This is a genomic window from Hydrogenophaga sp. SNF1 (assembly GCF_034421675.1).
Classification (GTDB): domain Bacteria; phylum Pseudomonadota; class Gammaproteobacteria; order Burkholderiales; family Burkholderiaceae_C; genus Hydrogenophaga; species Hydrogenophaga borbori.
Genome location: NZ_CP139793.1, coordinates 3,189,698 through 3,206,690 on the forward strand (window position 1 = coordinate 3,189,698; position 16,993 = coordinate 3,206,690).

Genomic DNA, 16,993 nt, shown 5'->3' on the forward strand with positions numbered 1-16,993 from the left:
TCAGTTCGCGTGCTTCTTGCGGTAGTCGTCCACGGCCGCCTTGATGGCGTCCTCGGCCAGGATGGAGCAGTGGATCTTCACCGGCGGCAGCGCGAGCTCCTCGGCGATCTGGCTGTTCTTGAGCGCGGCGGCTTCGTCCAGCGTCTTGCCCTTGACCCACTCGGTCACCAGCGAGCTCGAGGCGATGGCCGAGCCGCAACCGTAGGTCTTGAAGCGCGCGTCCTCGATCACGCCGGTGGCCGGGTTCACCTTGATCTGCAGCTTCATCACGTCGCCGCAGGCCGGCGCGCCCACCATGCCGGTGCCCACCGTCTCGTCGCCCTTGTCGAAGGAGCCGACGTTGCGGGGGTTTTCGTAGTGGTCAACGACTTTTTCGGAATAGGCCATGTTGTTCTCCTTCGGATCAGTGGGCCGCCCACTGGATGGTCGACAGGTCGACGCCATCCTTGAACATTTCCCACAAGGGTGACAGTTCACGCAGCTTGGCGACGTTCTCCTTGATCGTCGCGATCGCGTAGTCGATCTCTTCTTCGGTCGTCCAGCGGCCGATGGTCATGCGCAGGCTGCTGTGCGCGAGTTCGTCGCTGCGCCCCAGGGCGCGCAGCACGTAGCTGGGCTCCAGGCTGGCCGAGGTGCAGGCCGAGCCCGAAGACACCGCGAGGCCCTTGATGCCCATGATCAGCGACTCGCCCTCGACGTAGTTGAAGCTCATGTTGAGGTTGTGCGGGATGCGGCGCGCCTCGTTGCCGTTGATGAACACCTCCTCGATGTCCTTCAGGCCATTGACCAGGCGGTCGTGCAGGGCCTGGATGCGCCGGTTCTCCTCGTGCATCTCGGCCTTGGCGATGCGGTAGGCCTCGCCCATGCCCACGATCTGGTGCGTGGCCAGCGTCCCCGAGCGCATGCCGCGCTCGTGGCCGCCACCGTGCATCTGCGCCTCGATGCGCACGCGCGGCTTGCGGCGAACGTACAGCGCGCCGATGCCCTTGGGGCCGTAGGTTTTGTGCGCGGTCAGGCTCATCAGGTCCACCGGCAGGCTCTGCAGGTCGATATCGACGCGGCCCGTGGCCTGCGCGCCATCGACATGGAAGATCACGCCCTTCTCGCGGCAGATGGCGCCCAGGGCGGCGATGTCCTGGATGACACCGATCTCGTTGTTCACGAACATGACCGAGGCCAGGATGGTGTCGGGGCGGATCGCCGCCTTGAAAGCCTCCAGGTCGACCAGGCCGTCGGCCTGCACGTCGAGGTAGGTGACCTCGAAGCCCTGGCGCTCCAGCTCGCGCATGGTGTCCAGCACGGCCTTGTGCTCGGTCTTCACCGTGATGAGGTGCTTGCCCTTGCCCTTGTAGAAGTTCGCCGCGCCCTTGAGCGCGAGGTTGTTCGATTCCGTCGCGCCGCTGGTCCAGACAATCTCGCGCGGGTCGGCGCCGATCAGCGCGGCCACCTGCTCGCGTGCGGTCTCCACCGCCTTCTCCGCCTCCCAGCCCCAGGCGTGGCTGCGCGACGCGGGGTTGCCGAAGTGCTCGCGCAACCAGGGAATCATGGCGTCCACCACGCGCGGATCGACCGGGCTGGTGGCGCTGTAGTCCATGTAGATGGGGAAGTGGGGGGTGCTCATGGGCTTGTTCTGTCTGGCGTTGGACAAGGGCTGGCGGGGCCGGCGGCCGACACGCCGCCAGCCCCGCGCGCCGGGTTCACTTCGAGAGCGCGGCGCCTCCAAGGGCGAACACGGAATTCGGCGCGTTCACGCGGATGGGCTTGACCACCGGCGTGCTGGAAATGGCGCGCTTGATCATGGGTGCGTTCTCCACCACCACGCCCTTGGCGAGCTGCTCGTCCACCAGCGACTGCAGCGTCACCGAATCCAGGAAATCAACCATGCGGGCATTGAGCTGGGCCCAGAGCTCGTGCGTCATGCAGCGCTGGCCTTCGCCCAGGCAGTTTTCCTTGCCACCGCACTGGGTGGCATCGATCGGCTCGTCCACCGACACGATGATGTCGGCCACGGTGATTTCGCCCGCCTTGCGGCCCAGGGTGTAACCACCGCCCGGCCCGCGGGTGGACTCCACCAGCTGGTGCCGGCGCAGCTTGCCGAACAGCTGCTCGAGATAGGACAAGGAAATCTGCTGGCGCTGGCTGATAGCGGCCAGCGTGACCGGACCGTTGTTCTGGCGCAGGGCCAGATCGATCATGGCTGTGACCGCGAAGCGGCCCTTCGTCGTGAGGCGCATTGCAAGCTCCTTCTGTGTTGCTTGACCTTCGTGGCAAGGCCCGCCGGGCATCCGCCGTGGCGAACCCCTCCTCCACCCGCCCCGACCCTTGAGGGTCTGTTGCTGTCGCGGGGTTTCCCGACTAATTTTGTCGAATTATAGCCCAAAAGCTGAGCGATTTGCTCGGCATTGTACCGATATGGGGTTTATGCCAGTGGACAAGCGCCCGGGCGCGACCCCGGATTCTGGGAGTCGGGCCGCCACCCAAACGTTCAGGCCGCGCTGTCGTGCCCGGTGGAGCCGAACACCCGGGCCTTGAGTTGGGCGAGCTGGTCGCGCACCTGGGCGGCCTTCTCGAACTCCAGGTTGCGGGCGTGCTCCAGCATGAGCTTTTCCAGCCGCTTGATTTCCCGAGCCACGTCCTTCTCGCTCATTTCTTCGAGCTCGGCGCGGGCGGCGCTTTCGGCGGCCAGGCGGTCGGCCTCCTTGCCCGCCTTCTCGCTGTACACGCCGTCGATCAGGTCCTTGATGCGCTTGTTCACGCTGCGCGGCTCGATGCCGTGCGCCGCGTTGTGCGCGATCTGCTTGGCGCGGCGGCGCTCGGTTTCGCCGATGGCCGCCTTCATTGAATCGGTGATCTGGTCGGCGTAGAGGATGGCCTTGCCGTTGAGGTTGCGCGCGGCGCGGCCGATGGTCTGGATCAGGCTGCGCTCGGAGCGCAGGAAGCCCTCCTTGTCCGCATCCAGGATGGCGACCAGCGAGACCTCCGGAATGTCCAGGCCCTCGCGCAGCAGGTTGATGCCCACCAGCACGTCGAAGGCGCCCAGGCGCAGGTCGCGGATGATCTCCACGCGCTCGACCGTGTCGATGTCGCTGTGCAGGTAGCGCACCTTCACGCCGTTCTCGGTCAGGTAGTCGGTGAGCTGCTCGGCCATGCGCTTGGTGAGGGTGGTGATGAGCACGCGCTCCTGGCGCTGCACGCGCAGGCGGATCTCCTGCAGCACGTCGTCCACCTGGTGCATGGCGGGGCGCACCTCCAGCTCCGGGTCGACCAGGCCGGTGGGCCGCACCAGCTGCTCGACCACCTTGCTGGCGTGGGTCTTTTCGTAGTCGGCCGGCGTGGCCGAGACGAACACCACCTGGCGCATGCGCTGCTCGAACTCCTCGAACTTCAGCGGCCGGTTGTCCAGCGCGCTGGGCAGGCGAAAGCCGTACTCCACCAGCGTGGTCTTGCGCGCGCGGTCGCCGTTGTACATGCCGCCGAGCTGGCCGATCAGCACGTGGCTTTCGTCCAGAAACATCACCGCGTCGCGCGGCAGGTAGTCGGTCAGGGTGGACGGCGGATCGCCCGGGCGCGCCTGCGACAGGTGGCGCGTGTAGTTCTCGATGCCCTTGCAGTGGCCCACCTCGCTCAGCATCTCCAGGTCGAAACGGGTGCGCTGCTCCAGACGCTGCGCCTCCACCAGCTTGCCCATGCCCACCAGCTCCTTCAGGCGCTGGTCGAGCTCAAGCTTGATGGTCTCCACCGCCTGCAGCACCTGCTCGCGCGGGGTCACGTAGTGGCTGCTGGGGAAGACGGTGAAGCGCGGGATCTTCTGGCGCACCTTGCCGGTGAGCGGATCGAACAGCTGCAGGCTTTCGATCTCGTCGTCGAACAGCTCGATGCGGATCGCCATCTCGGAGTGTTCGGCCGGGAAGACGTCGATGGTGTCGCCGCGCACGCGGAACTTGCCGCGGCCGAAGTCGGTTTCGTTGCGCGTGTACTGCATGCGGACCAGCTGGGCGATGGCGTCGCGTTGCCCGATCTTGTCGCCCACGCGCAGGGTCATCACCATCTGGTGGTAGCTCTCGGGCTTGCCGATGCCGTAGATGGCGGAGACCGTGGCCACGATGAGCACGTCGCGCCGCTCCAGGATGCTCTTGGTGCAGCTCAGGCGCATCTGCTCGATGTGCTCGTTGATCGCGCTGTCCTTCTCGATGAACAGGTCGCGCTGCGGCACATAGGCTTCGGGCTGGTAGTAGTCGTAGTAGCTGACGAAGTACTCGACCGCGTTCTTCGGGAAGAACTCGCGGAACTCGCTGTAGAGCTGGGCGGCCAGGGTCTTGTTGGGCGCGAACACGATGGCCGGACGGCCCACGCGCGCGATCACGTTGGCCATGGTGAAGGTCTTGCCCGAGCCGGTCACGCCGAGGAGGGTCTGGAAGACCTCGCCGTCGTTGATGCCTTCAACGAGCTGGTCGATCGCCTCGGGCTGGTCCCCCGCCGGCGGGTAGGGCAGGAACAGCTCGAAAGGGGAGTTGGGGAAGCGCACGAACTCGCCCGGGGTGGGGGCCTCGCTCGCCACTTCCTGCAGCAGGGGGGTGGTCATCGGGAAATTGTGCCGGAACGCGATGGCCCTGGCGGCTATGCTGGCGCCCCATGACCGCGCGCGAAACCCGACCCACGCCCGACAAGGACGCCATCGACGCCCTGCCCCCCTTCCCGCCGCTGGACCTCGCGCGCATCGCGCTGGTGCGCAGCGCCGACGGCGCCCGCGAAGCCGCCGCCGCGCTGGCCGCGCACCCGGTCTGGGGCTTCGACACCGAATCCAAGCCCACCTTTTTCAAGGACCAGGTGTCCGACGGCCCGCACGTGGTGCAACTGGCCGTTGCCGAGCGCGCCTGGGTGTTCCAGCTCGCCGACCCGGGCTGCCGCGCGGCGGTGGCGGCCCTGCTGGCCCACCCGGCGCACGCCAAGGCCGGCTTCGGCCTGCGCGACGACAACCTGCGGGTGCGCGCCAAGCTGGGCATCGAACCCGCGGGCGTGATCGAACTCAATTCCCTCTTCCGCGCCCAGGGCTACCGCAAGGACATGGGCGTGCGCGCCGCGGTGGCGGTGCTGTTCGGTCAGCGCTTCGCCAAGAGCAAGAAGGCCGCCACCAGCAACTGGGCCGCCGCCAGCCTGAGCGAGGCGCAGCTGCTCTATGCCGCCAACGACGCCTGGGCGGCGTTCCGCGTGGCTCAGGCCCTGGGGGTGGAGGCCGGCTGAGTCACGTGGGCCAGCCAGTCCTTGAGCACGGCGTGGAACTCGGCCGGCTTCTGTTTCATGATCCAGTGCCCCGTGTCCAGCGACTTGGCCGCGCAGCCGGTGGTGCGGTTGAGGTGGCGCACCCAGCGGCTGGAATGGAACATGAAGGGCTTGCGCCGGCCATAGACGAACAGGCCAGGCAGTTGTTCGTCTATCAGCCGCTCGGCCTGGCCCGCGCCGCGCAGGCCGCCGAAGGCATTGAACCAGCGCATGGCGTAGGGGTAGTTCATCTCCCAGCCGATCAGGGCCGGGTCGTTGCGGCAACCGATCCGGCGCGCCATCCAGCGCGTCATGCGGTTGGCCAGGCCGGGCGCGCGCGGGCCCAGTGACCAGGCCGCGGCCAGCCAGAGCTGGTAGCCCGCGATCATGAGCTTCTCGCGCCAGCCCAGGGACTCGAAGTAGTCGCGCGAGCCCACGTCGCCGATGTCCAGCGCCACGATGCGCGCCACGCGCTCGGTGTGGCGCTTGGCGTAGGTGTAGCCGAAGGCGCAGCCCCAGTCGTGCAGCAGCAGGGTCACGCGCTGGTCGGGGCTCACGGCATCCACGATGCGCGCGATGAGCGCGACGATGTCGCTCTGGCTCATGGGCCGCGGGCCGCGCGCCAGGTCGAAGCCCGGCAAATGGAAACGCACGCAGCGCCACTCGGGCACCAGGGCGGCCACGGTGCCGTCCCACAGCGCGGGCGTGTCGGGCCAGCCATGCACCATCACCACCGTCTGGGGCCCCACGCCGTCGATGAAGACGTCGACGTCGTCGATCACCAGTTCGGGCACGGGGCCCGGTTGTGTCTCGGGACCGTCGTCGGACCCGGCGACCCGGGCAGCGGTGGTGGTGGTGTTCATGTCACAAGGCTTTGCCCAACCGTTGAATGCCTTCCTCGATCTTGTCCAGCGGCGCGGTGGCGAAGCTCAGGCGCAGCGTGGCGTGCACCGGGTCGTTGGCGAAGAACGGGGCGCCCGGCACGAAGGCCACGCCCTGCTCGATGGCCTTCTTCGCGAAGACCGCGCCGTCGGCCACCTTGCCGCCCGCGCCCGTGAGCCACGCCCACACGAACAAACCGCCCTGGGGTGCGACGAAGTCGATCGCGTCGCCCAGTTCGCGCCGCAGCGCGGTCGTCATGGTGGCGGCGCGCTCGGCGTAGACACGACGCACGCGCGACAGCGTGGCGGGCATGCGACCGGCCTTGAGGTACTGGGCCGCCGTGGCCTGGGCGAAGGTGCTGGTGTGGGCGTCGCTGAACTGCTTGCACATGGTGGCCTTGGCCAGCAATTCGGCCGGCCCCACCATCCAGCCCACGCGCAGGCCGGGGCTGAGCACCTTGCTCAGCGAGCCGCAGTGCACCAGGACGTCGCGCGCGCCGGGCACCTCGTCGGCCAGGGCCAGCAGGCTGGGCGGCGGCGCGTCGCCGAAGTACAGGTCGCCGTAGGGGTCGTCTTCCACGATCAGGGTGCCGTGCTTGACCGCCATCCGCAGCACGGCCTTGCGGCGCTCCAGGCTCATCATGGCGCCGCTGGGGTTGCCGAAGGTGGGGATGAGGTAGACGAACTTGGGCTTGTGCTCGGCGATGAGCTGTTCCAGCCGATCGGTCTGGGCGCCCTGCCCGTCCACGGGTACGGTGACCAGATCGGCGCCGTAGAGGCGGAAGCACTGGATGGTGGCCAGGAAGGTGGGGCCTTCGACGATCACCTTGTCGCCAGGCGACACCAGCGTCTTGCCCAGCAGGTCCAGCGCCTGCTGGCTGCCGGTGGTGACGATCAGGTCGTTGGCGGCGAGCCCGCGCACGCCCTTGCTGGCCATGAAGGCGGCCAGTTGCTCGCGCAGGGGCGGGTGGCCTTCGGTGGCGCCGTACTGCAGGGTGGCGCCGGGCTCTTCGCTCAGCGCGGCGTTCACGGCCTCGCGGATGCCGTCGACGTCGAACAGGGCGCTGTCGGGAAAGCCGCCCGCGAAGCTGATGATGCCGGGCTTGCCCAGCAGCTTGAACAGCTCGCGGATGGCGGACGTTTCGACGTTGTTGAGGCGATCGGCGAAGGGAATGGTGTGGCTCATGCGGGCGGGGGGGTGGGGTCGGATCGGAATGGCGCATTGTCACCAAAACCGCGCGCCGCGCACCGGCCCCGGGCAAACCCTCAGAGGGATGGATAGACTGCGCGCCCATGAAGCGCGAGCTGATCGAACCCTTCTTCGCCACCTTGAAGGCGAGCAACCCCAGCCCCCAGTCGGAGCTGGAATACACCACCGTCTTCGAGCTGCTGGCCGCCGTGCTGCTGTCGGCCCAGGCCACCGACGTGAGCGTCAACAAGGCCACGCGCAAGCTGTTCCCCGTGGCCAATACGCCTCAGGCCATCCTGGCCCTGGGGCTCGAGGGGCTGGAGGGCTACATCAAGACCATCGGCCTGTTCCGCAGCAAGGCCCGGCACCTCATGGAGACCTGCCGCATCCTGGTGGAGCGCCACGGTGGCGAGGTGCCGCGCACGCGCGAGGCGCTGGAGGCCTTGCCCGGCGTGGGCCGCAAGACGGCCAACGTGGTGCTCAACGTGGCCTTCGGCGAGCCCACCATGGCGGTGGACACGCACATCTTTCGCGTCAGCAACCGCACCGGCCTGGCGCCGGGCAAGACGCCACTGGCCGTGGAACTGGCGCTGATGAAGCGCGTGCCGCCCGAGTACGCGGTGGATTCGCACCACTGGCTCATCCTGCACGGGCGCTACGTGTGCCTGGCGCGCAAGCCGCAGTGCCACCGCTGCGCGGTGGCGGCGTACTGCGACTTCACACCCAAGACGGCGGGTTGACGCTGGCTTCGAGCCAGCGCCCGCCAGCGGGGCTCAGCCCTTTGCCGCCGCCTTCGCCTCGGCGATCCAGCCGTCGAAGGTCTTCTGGTTGGCCTTGATCCAGGCGTCGACGTGGCGCTCGATGTCGGCCGGCTTGTTCTCGCCGTCGCGCATGCGCAGGTTCTGGGCGTTGATGTCGCCCACCGACAGCTTCATCACCTCGAACAGCTTGCCCGCGGCCGGGTTCTTCTCCACGAAGGCGCGGTTGGCCACGATGCGCTGCGTGTTGATGACGAAGCCGTAGTTCTGGCCATTGGGCAGCTTGGTGTCCAGCTTGGCCTGCTCGCCGGGCAGCGAGGAGAACGGCACCTGCAGCCACACCACGTCCTGGCCCGGGCGCAGCACGCCGCTCACCCAGTAGGGCGTCCAGGTGTAGTACAGGATGGGCTTGCCCTGCTTGTAGCGGGTGATGGTGTCGGCGATCAGCGCCGAGTAGCTGCCTTGCACGTGGCGCACGGTGTCGCGCAGTTTGAAGGCCGTGAGCTGGTGTTCGATGACGGCCTCGCAGCCCCAGCCGGGGTTGCAGCCGGTCAGGTCGGCCTTGCCGTCGCCATCGGCGTCGAAGAGCTTGGCGATCTCGGGCTTCTGCAGCTGCGCGACGTTGGTGATCTTGTGGGCGTCGGCCGTCTTCTTGTCGATGAGGTAGCCCTGGGCCGCGCCGGGCGAGTAGGCACCGGTGCGCGAGAGCTTGGCGTCGCCGCCGGCATTCTTGTAGAAGTCGGCGTGCAGCGGGTCCCAGTGGCTGGCCAGGTAGGTGGCGTCGCCGTTGGCCAGCGCCACGTGGGCGGTGGCGTACTCCACCTCGCTGATCGGCTGCACCTCATAGCCCAGCTTCTGCAGCGCGCGACCCACCAGCAGGGTCTGGAAGGTTTCTTCGGCGATGGAGCTCTTCACCGGCTTGACCACGACGCCCTTGCCAGGCAGGTCCTGGGCGACGGCCGTGGCCGCCGTGGCGGCCACCAGGCCGGCGGCGAAGAGCTTGCGCCACAGCGCGAATCGGTTGAATGGAACGTTCATGCGGTTTCTCCTTGGGTGAGTTCGTTGGAGGAAGAAAGTGAAGGGTGGCGGCGGCTTCGCGCCAGCCGCAGCACCAGGCCCGCGGGCCCGGTCTGCCACCAGTGGCGCGCGCCGCGGCGCGGCTGGCCCATGGCCTGGGTGATGCGGTCCAGCGTGATGGCCAGCAGCACGATGCCCAGGCCGCCGACCGTGGCCAGGCCCATGTCCAGGCGGCCGATGCCACGCAGCACCATCTGGCCCAGGCCGCCGACGGCGATCATGGAAGCGATCACCACCATGGACAGCGACAGCATCAGCGCCTGGTTGATGCCCGCCATGATCGAGGGCATGGCCAGGGGCAGCTGCACCTTGGTCAGCATCTGCCAGGGCGAGGCGCCGTAGGCCTGGGCGGCCTCGATCAGGTCGGGCCGCACCTGGCGGATGCCCAGCGTGGTCAGGCGCACCAGCGGCGGCAGCGCGAACACGATGGTGACGATCACGCCGGGCACGTTGCCGATGCCGAACAGCATCACCACCGGCACCAGGTAGACGAAGGCCGGCGTGGTCTGCATGGCGTCGAGCACCGGCCGCACGACACGCTGGGCGCGGTCGCTGGCAGCCAGCAGCACGCCCAGCGGCAGGCCGATCAGCACGCAGAAGGCCAGCGAGGTCAACACCAGCGAGAGCGTGACCATGGCCTCGGGCCAGATGCCCAGCGTCGACACCAGCAGCAGCGAGACCACCGCGCCGATGGCCACGCCGCGCCCCGCGCACTGCCAGGCGATCAGGCCCAGCAGGGCCACCATCACCGGCACCGGCACGGCCAGCAAGGCGGCCTCCACGCCGCCCAGCGTGGCGTCGATGGGGCCGCGCACGGCCTGGAAGAAGGGCCGGAAATGGTCCACGGCCCAGCCCAGGCCACTGTTGATCCAGTCCTGAACGGGCAGGCTGCCGTCCCAGAGCTGGCTGAGGTGAAAGCCGTCCGCGCCGGGCGCGGCGGCGGCATCGGCCGGCGCGGCGTCCAGCCAACCGCCACCCGAGGCTTGCGTGCTGGTGGACCAGGCGTCGCCGGCCGGCGCAACCGCCGACCCCTGGGGCTCGGCCGCGGGCGCGGCGGAGCCCCAGGGGTCGGTGGCCGCGGCGTCGGCCGGCGCCACCGACGGGGTGTCCGGGGACAGGGGGGTGTCGTTCTGCATCGCTTCTCCTTGTTCAGTCGCTGCCACGGTCCATGAAGCGCAGCAGCGTGGTCTTGCTGATGGCGCCGACGTACTGGCCGCCCGCGTCCACCACCGGCAGCGGCCAGGGCGACTGCGCCACCTGGCCGAACAGACCGTTGACGGGCTCGGCGGCCTCCAGCGCCCGCACCTCGGGCAGGAAGGCGTGCTGCAGGCCCAGCGGACCCTCATGGCCGTTCAGCGCGGCACGCAGCGACTCGACCGAGACCATGCCCTGGAAGCGCTGGCGCGGGTCCACCACGTAGGCGAATTCGCGGTCCTGCTGCTCCAGCATGGACAGGGCGGCGCGCGAACCCCGCGTGGTGCTTTCGGCCACCACCACCTGGCTGCGGCGCGCGATGTCGCCGGCCTTGAACACGGCGGCCGCGTCCACGCCGCGCACGAACTGGCGCACGTAGTCGTCTGCCGGCCGGCGCAGGATCTCCTCGGGCGTGCCCACCTGCACCACCTGGCCGTCTTTCATGATGGCGATGCGATCGCCGATGCGCATGGCCTCGTCCAGGTCGTGCGAGATGAAGACGATGGTGCGGCGGCGCACCTGCTGCAGCCGCAGCAGCTCGCTCTGCATGTCGGTGCGGATGATCGGGTCGAGCGCCGAGAAGGCCTCGTCCATCAGCAGGATGGACGGGTCGCTGGCCAGCGCGCGCGCCAGGCCCACGCGCTGCTGCATGCCGCCGGAGAGTTCGTCGGGGTAGCTGTCGCCCCAGCCCTCCAGGCCCACCTGGGCCAGGGCCTCGTCGGCCTGGGCCAGGCGCGTGGCCCGCTCGACCCCCGCCAGCTCCAGCCCCAGGGCGGTGTTGTCGCGCACGGTCATGTGCGGCATCAGCGCGAAAGACTGGAACACCATGCTGATGTCCTTGCGGCGCAAGGCGCGCAGATCGCGGTCGCTGTGCTCGAAGATGTTGCGGCCGTCGATCACGACCCGCCCGGCGCTGGGCTCGATGAGCCGGTTGAGCAGGCGCACCAGCGTGGACTTGCCCGAACCCGACAGGCCCATGATCACGAAAATCTCGCCGGCCTGGATATCGAAGTGCGCGTCGAAGACGCCGATGGATTGGCCGGTGCGGGCCAGGATCTCCTGCTTGCTCAGGCCGTCGCGCGCAAGCGCCAGCGCGGCCTCGGGGTCGTCGCCGAAGACCTTGAACACGTGGTCGATCTGAATGTCTTTTGCCATTGCGGCGGGGCCTCCTGTGCGGTGGGCTTGGGCAATGGCCGCCGGCGAAACGTGCGCGCAGGCGACCGCGAACCGCAGCCGCGCAGCAGGCACTGAAGACGACGAAGCAAGGCCGCAACCAGCGCCTGAACGCACCAAGAATGCCGTTCAGCGGGCCTGGTCGAGGGGCGTGAACGGGGTGGCGCGACGCGGCGTCGGGTGGCTGGAAACCAGCCGGTGCCAGGCGGGGCCTGGCGGGGAGGAACCGGCGCCGCGACGGGATTCAAGACGATCCGCGAGTAGCGCTCGGTGCGTCAACATATGTAGTTGACTGATAGGAAACCTTGGATTGTAACTTTTGGGTCTAAGCCGGTCAAGTCACGCCCGGTGCATTCCCCGGCAACGGCGGGCAATGCCCCTCGAACAGCGGGCATCGGAAAACAAAAAGCCCGCCGAAGCGGGCCTTGCGCGAAACGCTGGTGATCAGCCGCTGTGCGGGCGCTTGCCGGGGTTCTTCTTGCTGCGCGTGGCCACGCCGCGCTCCAGGCTGCGGCGCTGGCCACGGCCGGGAGTGGGCAGCACGACGCCGTTGGCAGCGACGGGACGGGGGGTGGCCTTGCGGTCGGCCTCGGTGACGATCTTGTTGCCCATGGCAATCTTCCTTCGAACGGCGGGATTGGACGAAAAGGCGATATTCAACCACAGACGCCGGTCCCGCCCCGGGCGCGTAAGCTGCTCGCATGCGCCGCTTGCTCACCACCGTCTCCTGGCAGGAGTTCCACCACCACCCCTGGCGCAGCGCCACCGCCGTGCTCGCGGTGGCGCTGGGCGTGGCGCTGGCGCTGGCGGTGCAGCTCATCAACGCCTCGGCCCTGGCCGAGTTCCGCGACGCCGTGAGCGCCGTCAACGGCCAGCCCGACATCGAGCTGCGCGCCCGCCAGGGCCTGCTGGACGACGCCCTGTTCGAGCGCGTGGCCGCGCACCCGGGCGTGGCGGCGGCCAGCCCGGTGCTGGAGCTGCCGGCCTCGCTGGCCACGGCCCGCGGCGAGCGCCTGCCGGCGCGCCTGGTCGGCGTGGACGCCCTCAGCGTGGGCCGCGTGGCGCCCGCGCTGATGCCGCTGACGGGCGGGGACGACGGCCGCCGCCTGGACCTGTTCGCGCCCGACGCCGTGTTCCTGAACGCGAGCGCGCGCCAGGCCGTCGGCGCCGCCGCCACCGTCGGCCTGCGGCTGGGCGCGGCCGAGCACCGCTTGCGCGTCGCCGGCCAGGTGAACGCGCCCGGCGCGCCGGTGCTGGTGATGGACATCGCCGCCGCGCAGGCCCTGGCCGGGCGCATCGGCGCGCTCAGCCGCATCGACCTGCGGCTGGCCCCCGGCACCCCGGCCGAGCGCGTGTTGGACGAACTGCAACTGCCCCCGGGCACCCTGGCCCAGCGCCCCGAACAGGCGGGCGAGCGCATCAGCAACCTGTCGCGCGCTTACCGCGTCAACCTCACGGTGCTGGCGTTGGTGGCCCTGTTCACGGGCGCCTTCCTGGTGTTCTCGGTGCTGTCCCTGTCGGTCGCTCGGCGACAGGGGCCGCTGGCGCTGCTGGGCGTGCTGGGCCTGTCGGCGCGCGAGCGGCTGCGCCTGGTGCTGGCCGAATCGGCCCTGCTGGGCCTGCTGGGCGGCGCCATCGGCGTGGCCCTGGGCAGCGCCGTGGCGGCGCTGGCGCTGCGCCAGCTCGGCGGCGACCTGGGCGGCGGCTACTTCACCGGCGTATCGCCCGCCCTGCGCTGGAGCCCATGGGCCGCGCTGCTGTACGGCGCGCTGGGCGTGGCGGCGGCCGTGGCCGGCGGCTGGTGGCCGGCGCGCGCGGCGCAGACCCTGGCGCCGGCGCAGGCGCTCAAGGGCCTGGGCACGGACGCGCCCACCGCGCGGCGGCATACCCTGGCCCTGGGGCTGCTGCTGCTCGCCGGCCTGGCCGCGCTGGCGCCACCCGTGGCCGGCCTGCCGCTGGGGGCCTATGTGTCGGTGGGCCTGCTGCTGATCGGCGGCATCGCGGCGCTGCCGCTGGGCGTGTCGGCCCTGCTGGACCGCCTCGCGCCGCACACCGCCCGCCACCTGCTGCCACTGCTGGCGGTGGAGCGCGCGCGCCGCCTGCGCGAGACCGCCGCCGTGGCCACCAGCGGCGTGGTGGCCAGCCTGGCCCTGTCGGTGGCGCTCACGGTCATGGTGGCGAGTTTTCGCGACTCGGTGACGCACTGGCTGGACACCGTGCTGCCCGCCCCGCTCTACCTGCGCGGCAGCGTCGGCGCCGGGGACGCCCTGCACCTGCCACCGGCCTTCGTGGACGCGGTGTCGGCCGTGCCTGGGGTGGCGCGGGCCGACCCGCTGCGCGCCCTGCCCCTTCAGTTCGACCCCGCGCGCCCGCCGGTGACGCTGGTGGTGCGCCCGCTGCGCGGCGATCCCTTGCCGCTGCCCCTGGTGGGCCAAACCGTCGCCGTGGCCGCGCCCGACGTGCCCGTCTATGCGAGCGAGGCGATGGCCGACCTGTACGGCGCCCGCCTGGGCCAGCCCCTGCCCGCGCTGGCCCAGGCCCTGGCCGCGCCCGAGGCCCGGCGCGCCCGCTACGTGGTGGCGGGCGTCTGGCGCGACTACGCGCGCCAGCACGGCAGCCTGGCCATCGACGCCGACACCTTCGCGCGCCTGAGCGGCGAGCGCCTGGTGAGCGACCTGGCGCTGCACCTGGCGCCCGGCGCCGACCCGCGGGCGGTGCGCGAAGCCATCGATGCGCTGGCGCGAAGGCAGGGCCTGCAGGACACCATCGAATTCGCCTCAGCCGAGCAGATCCGCGCCGCCTCGCTGCGCATCTTCGACCGCAGCTTCGCCGTCACCGTCTGGCTGCAGGCCGTGGCCATCGGCATCGGCCTGTTCGGCGTGGCCGCGAGCTTCAGCGCCCAGGTCCTGGTGCGGCGCAAGGAGTTCGGCCTGCTCGCGCACCTGGGCCTCACGCGGCGCCAGATCCTGGGCGTGGTGGCCGCCGAGGGCCTGGCCTGGACCGCCCTGGGCGCGCTGGCCGGCACGGCCCTGGGCCTGCTGGTCAGCCTGGTGCTGGTGCACGTGGTCAACCCGCAGAGCTTCCACTGGACCATGGACCTGGTGCTGCCCTGGGCGCGGTTGGGCGCGCTGGCCTTGGCGGTGGTGCTGGCCGGCACCTTCACGGCCTGGCTGGCCGGGCGCGCGGCGGCCAGCCGCGACGCGGTGCAGGCCGTCAGGCAGGACTGGTGAACGCCATGCCCCCCCTCTCCCGCCGCCACTGGCTGCTCGGCAGCGCCGCCGCCCTGGCCTGGCCTCCCACACACGCGCGCGACATTGCCCGCCCCGGCGACGCCCTGCGCCCGCGCGCGCTGGCCTTCCCGCGCGACCATGGCAGCCACAACGACACGCGCACCGAATGGTGGTACCTCACCGGCCACGCGCGCGACGGCGGCGGCCGCGACTTCGGCTTCCAGATCACCTTCTTCCGCAGCCGCGTGGACGAGGCGCGCGACCTGCCCGGCCGCCTGGCCGCGCGCCAGCTGCTGTTCGCGCACGCCGCCATCACCGACGTCGCGGGCCGGCGCCTGCACCACGACCAGCGCATCGCGCGCTGGAACGGCGAACGGCCCGCCAGCACCGAACGCGCCGTGTTCGCCAGCGAGACCGACACCGAGGTGGTGCTGCGCGACTGGTTCCTGCGCCGCCGCACCGACGGCGGCTACGCCACGCGCGCCGTGGGCGACACGCTGCTGATCGACATCGAGGCCAGCGCGCCGCAGGCCTGGCTGCTGCAGGGCGACCGGGGCTTCTCGCGCAAGGGGCCGGACGCCGCGCAGTCCAGCTTCTACGTCTCGCAGCCGCAGCTGCAGGCGAGCGGCACCCTGGGCCTGGCCGGCCAGCGCTTCCAGGTGAGCGGCAGTGCCTGGCTGGACCACGAATGGAGCGAGGCCCTGCTGCACCCCGAGGCCGTGGGCTGGGACTGGATCGGCATGAACCTGTTCGACGGCCACGCCCTCACCGCCTTCCGGCTGCGCCGCGCCGACGGCTCGGCCCTGTGGGCGGGCGGCTCCTTGCGCGCCGCGGCCGACGCGCGCGAGCCGAACGCCATCCACCGCTTCGCCCCGGGCGAGGTGGCATTCGTGCCCCAGCGCTGGTGGACCAGCCCGCTCACGCGCACGCGCTACCCCGTGGAATGGCGGGTGCGCACGCCGGCCGACTTCTACACCGTGCGCGCGCTGGTCGACGCGCAGGAACTCGACAGCCGCGCCAGCACCGGCGCGATCTACTGGGAAGGCCTGTCGGAGCTGATCGACAGCAACGGCCGCCTGGTGGGACGGGGCTACCTGGAGATGACGGGGTACGCCAAGCGGCTGGCGCTCTGAGGCCGCCCGCGCGCCCCGCGCTCAAGCGGGTCTCAGGACGGCTTCTTGTCCTCGGCGCCCACGGCGTCGCGCACGCACTTGTTGGTGAAACTCGTCTTGGCCGCGCCGGAGAGCTTCTTCTCACCCGCGGCCATGGTGCAGGCCGCCGTGGCGTCCTTCTTGCACTTGGTCATGAAGGAATTCTTGGCCGCGCCGGCCAGCTTCTTCTCCATCGCCTTCGCCTGGCAGGTGGCCTCGTCGGCCCAGGAACCGGTGGCGGTGAACGCCAGGGCGGCGGCGAGGATCAGGGTGCGGGTGAGCATGGGGAACTCCTGGGGGTGTAGGAGCGCCGATTGTTATCACGCGATGGGATAGCGTGCAATGGGATCGCAGAGGAAGCGGCTCGCGCAGAGGGCCTGCGCTAGCATGGCGGTCATCGGCCCAATGCAGACGTTCGATCGCCCGGGCCTTCTGGGGGGGAACACCATGGGCGCTGTTCGTTGGATCCATCTCATGCTCACGATGGCATTGGCATTGGCATGGGGTGGCGGCATCGCTCAGGCGCAGGTGTACCGCTGGAAAGACAGCAACGGCCAGATCCATTTTGGCGATCGGCCAGACCCCGAGCGGGGAGCGAAAAAGGTGGTTGTCCCCCGACCCAATCTGGCCAAGGGCCTCGAGGTCACTGCGCCGACGGCCTCTGCCGGCGCGACCCATGCCGCTTCGGATGGCGAGACCGACACCTCAACGGTCCCTGCGCAGGCGGCGCCAAGGCCCCCGCCTGAGCCCATGCCCCAACGAGGCGTTGCCGCACAACGCCACAACAGTTGCCAGGCGAAGTGGGCCGCCTTTGAAGCCAGCGCGGCTTGTTTTGGCGCTTGCGGCAGAAACAACGGCGCGGGGAGGACAAGAAACAACGCCGGCTGCGAGCATTGCGCCGAAACGCCGATGCCGAATTGTTGACACGCCCGCCCGGCGGCTCTTGTTCGATCCGCCCTCTCCCCTCTCGATAGGAGCCTGGCCCGGTGCAACGGTCCCGGCCCGGGCCGGATCGGCGCATGGCGGGCGCCACCCCTCGACGCGCGCGTCTTGGCCTAAGCTAGGCACCCACCTCGGCACC

Annotated in this window: 16 protein-coding genes; 5 read left to right on the forward strand and 11 right to left on the reverse strand. The window is 70.2% G+C overall.

Annotated features, from left to right (window positions below; all coding sequences use genetic code 11):
- From iscU to uvrB, 4 genes are all read right to left on the reverse strand, one after another.
- Positions 1 to 387 carry a Fe-S cluster assembly scaffold IscU gene (gene iscU, locus SOM08_RS15280; protein WP_070397667.1) on the reverse strand — a complete coding sequence of 129 codons (387 nt, stop codon included), beginning with the start codon at positions 385 to 387 and terminating at the stop codon, positions 1 to 3.
- A 16-nt stretch (positions 388 to 403) separates the two neighbouring features.
- Positions 404 to 1,621, reverse strand: coding sequence for an IscS subfamily cysteine desulfurase (locus SOM08_RS15285; RefSeq protein WP_116960428.1), 1,218 nt, complete (start codon positions 1,619 to 1,621; stop codon positions 404 to 406).
- A gap of 76 nt (positions 1,622 to 1,697) precedes the next feature.
- The gene (gene iscR / locus SOM08_RS15290; protein ID WP_070397665.1) at positions 1,698 to 2,234 is read right to left on the reverse strand and encodes a Fe-S cluster assembly transcriptional regulator IscR; all 537 of its coding nucleotides are present in this window, start codon (positions 2,232 to 2,234) and stop codon (positions 1,698 to 1,700) included.
- Positions 2,235 to 2,485: 251 nt separating this feature from the next.
- On the reverse strand, positions 2,486 to 4,582 hold the full coding sequence (gene uvrB, locus SOM08_RS15295) for an excinuclease ABC subunit UvrB (protein WP_322469254.1): 2,097 nt from the start codon (positions 4,580 to 4,582) through the stop codon (positions 2,486 to 2,488).
- Between the two features lie 50 nt (positions 4,583 to 4,632).
- On the opposite strand from uvrB, the gene SOM08_RS15300 reads away from it, so the two are divergent.
- A complete protein-coding gene (locus tag SOM08_RS15300; protein WP_116960426.1) occupies positions 4,633 to 5,241 on the forward strand; it encodes a 3'-5' exonuclease in 609 nt (202 codons plus the stop codon).
- On the opposite strand, the gene SOM08_RS15305 is transcribed toward SOM08_RS15300, so the two are convergent.
- Positions 5,214 to 6,122, reverse strand: a complete 909-nt coding sequence (locus SOM08_RS15305; RefSeq protein ID WP_116960425.1) for an alpha/beta fold hydrolase — start codon at positions 6,120 to 6,122, stop codon at positions 5,214 to 5,216. The two genes, SOM08_RS15300 and SOM08_RS15305, sit on opposite strands and share 28 nt — an antisense overlap.
- A 1-nt stretch (position 6,123) precedes the next feature.
- The gene (locus SOM08_RS15310) at positions 6,124 to 7,314 is read right to left on the reverse strand and encodes a PLP-dependent aminotransferase family protein (protein WP_116960501.1); all 1,191 of its coding nucleotides are present in this window, start codon (positions 7,312 to 7,314) and stop codon (positions 6,124 to 6,126) included.
- 119 nt (positions 7,315 to 7,433) lie between these two features.
- On the opposite strand from SOM08_RS15310, the gene nth reads away from it, so the two are divergent.
- Positions 7,434 to 8,069 carry an endonuclease III gene (gene nth / locus SOM08_RS15315; RefSeq protein ID WP_116960424.1) on the forward strand — a complete coding sequence of 212 codons (636 nt, stop codon included), beginning with the start codon at positions 7,434 to 7,436 and terminating at the stop codon, positions 8,067 to 8,069.
- Positions 8,070 to 8,102: 33 nt separating this feature from the next.
- Here nth and proX read toward each other — a convergent pair whose 3' ends face one another.
- The 4 genes from proX to SOM08_RS15335 form a co-directional block, all read right to left on the reverse strand.
- The gene (gene proX / locus SOM08_RS15320; RefSeq protein WP_116960423.1) at positions 8,103 to 9,125 is read right to left on the reverse strand and encodes a glycine betaine/L-proline ABC transporter substrate-binding protein ProX; all 1,023 of its coding nucleotides are present in this window, start codon (positions 9,123 to 9,125) and stop codon (positions 8,103 to 8,105) included.
- Entirely contained in the window at positions 9,122 to 10,300 is a 1,179-nt protein-coding gene (gene proW / locus SOM08_RS15325; protein WP_322469255.1) for a glycine betaine/L-proline ABC transporter permease ProW, read from the reverse strand. Before proW ends, proX begins: the two co-directional genes overlap by 4 nt.
- A gap of 13 nt (positions 10,301 to 10,313) precedes the next feature.
- The gene (gene proV / locus SOM08_RS15330; RefSeq protein ID WP_116960421.1) at positions 10,314 to 11,513 is read right to left on the reverse strand and encodes a glycine betaine/L-proline ABC transporter ATP-binding protein ProV; all 1,200 of its coding nucleotides are present in this window, start codon (positions 11,511 to 11,513) and stop codon (positions 10,314 to 10,316) included.
- Between the two features lie 462 nt (positions 11,514 to 11,975).
- On the reverse strand, positions 11,976 to 12,143 hold the full coding sequence (locus tag SOM08_RS15335; protein WP_009515307.1) for a hypothetical protein: 168 nt from the start codon (positions 12,141 to 12,143) through the stop codon (positions 11,976 to 11,978).
- A gap of 89 nt (positions 12,144 to 12,232) precedes the next feature.
- Here SOM08_RS15335 and SOM08_RS15340 point away from each other — a divergent pair, with 89 nt between their 5' ends.
- Both SOM08_RS15340 and SOM08_RS15345 read left to right on the forward strand, forming a co-directional pair.
- Positions 12,233 to 14,761 (forward strand): FtsX-like permease family protein, encoded by a 2,529-nt coding sequence (locus SOM08_RS15340; RefSeq protein ID WP_322469256.1) that lies wholly within the window; start codon positions 12,233 to 12,235, stop codon positions 14,759 to 14,761.
- A 5-nt stretch (positions 14,762 to 14,766) separates the two neighbouring features.
- On the forward strand, positions 14,767 to 15,894 hold the full coding sequence (locus SOM08_RS15345) for a carotenoid 1,2-hydratase (protein WP_322469257.1): 1,128 nt from the start codon (positions 14,767 to 14,769) through the stop codon (positions 15,892 to 15,894).
- 32 nt (positions 15,895 to 15,926) lie between these two features.
- Here SOM08_RS15345 and SOM08_RS15350 read toward each other — a convergent pair whose 3' ends face one another.
- Positions 15,927 to 16,196: a hypothetical protein gene (locus tag SOM08_RS15350; RefSeq protein WP_116960419.1), complete on the reverse strand. Its 270-nt coding sequence runs from the start codon at positions 16,194 to 16,196 to the stop codon at positions 15,927 to 15,929.
- 190 nt (positions 16,197 to 16,386) lie between these two features.
- Here SOM08_RS15350 and SOM08_RS15355 point away from each other — a divergent pair, with 190 nt between their 5' ends.
- Positions 16,387 to 16,836: a DUF4124 domain-containing protein gene (locus tag SOM08_RS15355; RefSeq protein ID WP_322469258.1), complete on the forward strand. Its 450-nt coding sequence runs from the start codon at positions 16,387 to 16,389 to the stop codon at positions 16,834 to 16,836.
- Positions 16,837 to 16,993 lie beyond the last annotated feature (157 nt).

What these genes read in the sequence shown, in the direction of transcription:
- iscU (WP_070397667.1), bottom strand. Translation starts at nt 387, where the DNA reads ATGGCCTATTCCGAAAAAGTCGTTGACCACTACGAAAACCCCCGCAAC.
- SOM08_RS15285 (WP_116960428.1), bottom strand. Translation starts at nt 1,621, where the DNA reads ATGAGCACCCCCCACTTCCCCATCTACATGGACTACAGCGCCACCAGC.
- iscR (WP_070397665.1), bottom strand. Translation starts at nt 2,234, where the DNA reads ATGCGCCTCACGACGAAGGGCCGCTTCGCGGTCACAGCCATGATCGAT.
- uvrB (WP_322469254.1), bottom strand. Translation starts at nt 4,582, where the DNA reads ATGACCACCCCCCTGCTGCAGGAAGTGGCGAGCGAGGCCCCCACCCCG.
- SOM08_RS15300 (WP_116960426.1), top strand. Translation starts at nt 4,633, where the DNA reads ATGACCGCGCGCGAAACCCGACCCACGCCCGACAAGGACGCCATCGAC.
- SOM08_RS15305 (WP_116960425.1), bottom strand. Translation starts at nt 6,122, where the DNA reads ATGAACACCACCACCACCGCTGCCCGGGTCGCCGGGTCCGACGACGGT.
- nth (WP_116960424.1), top strand. Translation starts at nt 7,434, where the DNA reads ATGAAGCGCGAGCTGATCGAACCCTTCTTCGCCACCTTGAAGGCGAGC.
- proX (WP_116960423.1), bottom strand. Translation starts at nt 9,125, where the DNA reads ATGAACGTTCCATTCAACCGATTCGCGCTGTGGCGCAAGCTCTTCGCC.
- proW (WP_322469255.1), bottom strand. Translation starts at nt 10,300, where the DNA reads ATGCAGAACGACACCCCCCTGTCCCCGGACACCCCGTCGGTGGCGCCG.
- proV (WP_116960421.1), bottom strand. Translation starts at nt 11,513, where the DNA reads ATGGCAAAAGACATTCAGATCGACCACGTGTTCAAGGTCTTCGGCGAC.
- SOM08_RS15335 (WP_009515307.1), bottom strand. Translation starts at nt 12,143, where the DNA reads ATGGGCAACAAGATCGTCACCGAGGCCGACCGCAAGGCCACCCCCCGT.
- SOM08_RS15340 (WP_322469256.1), top strand. Translation starts at nt 12,233, where the DNA reads ATGCGCCGCTTGCTCACCACCGTCTCCTGGCAGGAGTTCCACCACCAC.
- SOM08_RS15345 (WP_322469257.1), top strand. Translation starts at nt 14,767, where the DNA reads ATGCCCCCCCTCTCCCGCCGCCACTGGCTGCTCGGCAGCGCCGCCGCC.
- SOM08_RS15350 (WP_116960419.1), bottom strand. Translation starts at nt 16,196, where the DNA reads ATGCTCACCCGCACCCTGATCCTCGCCGCCGCCCTGGCGTTCACCGCC.
- SOM08_RS15355 (WP_322469258.1), top strand. Translation starts at nt 16,387, where the DNA reads ATGCTCACGATGGCATTGGCATTGGCATGGGGTGGCGGCATCGCTCAG.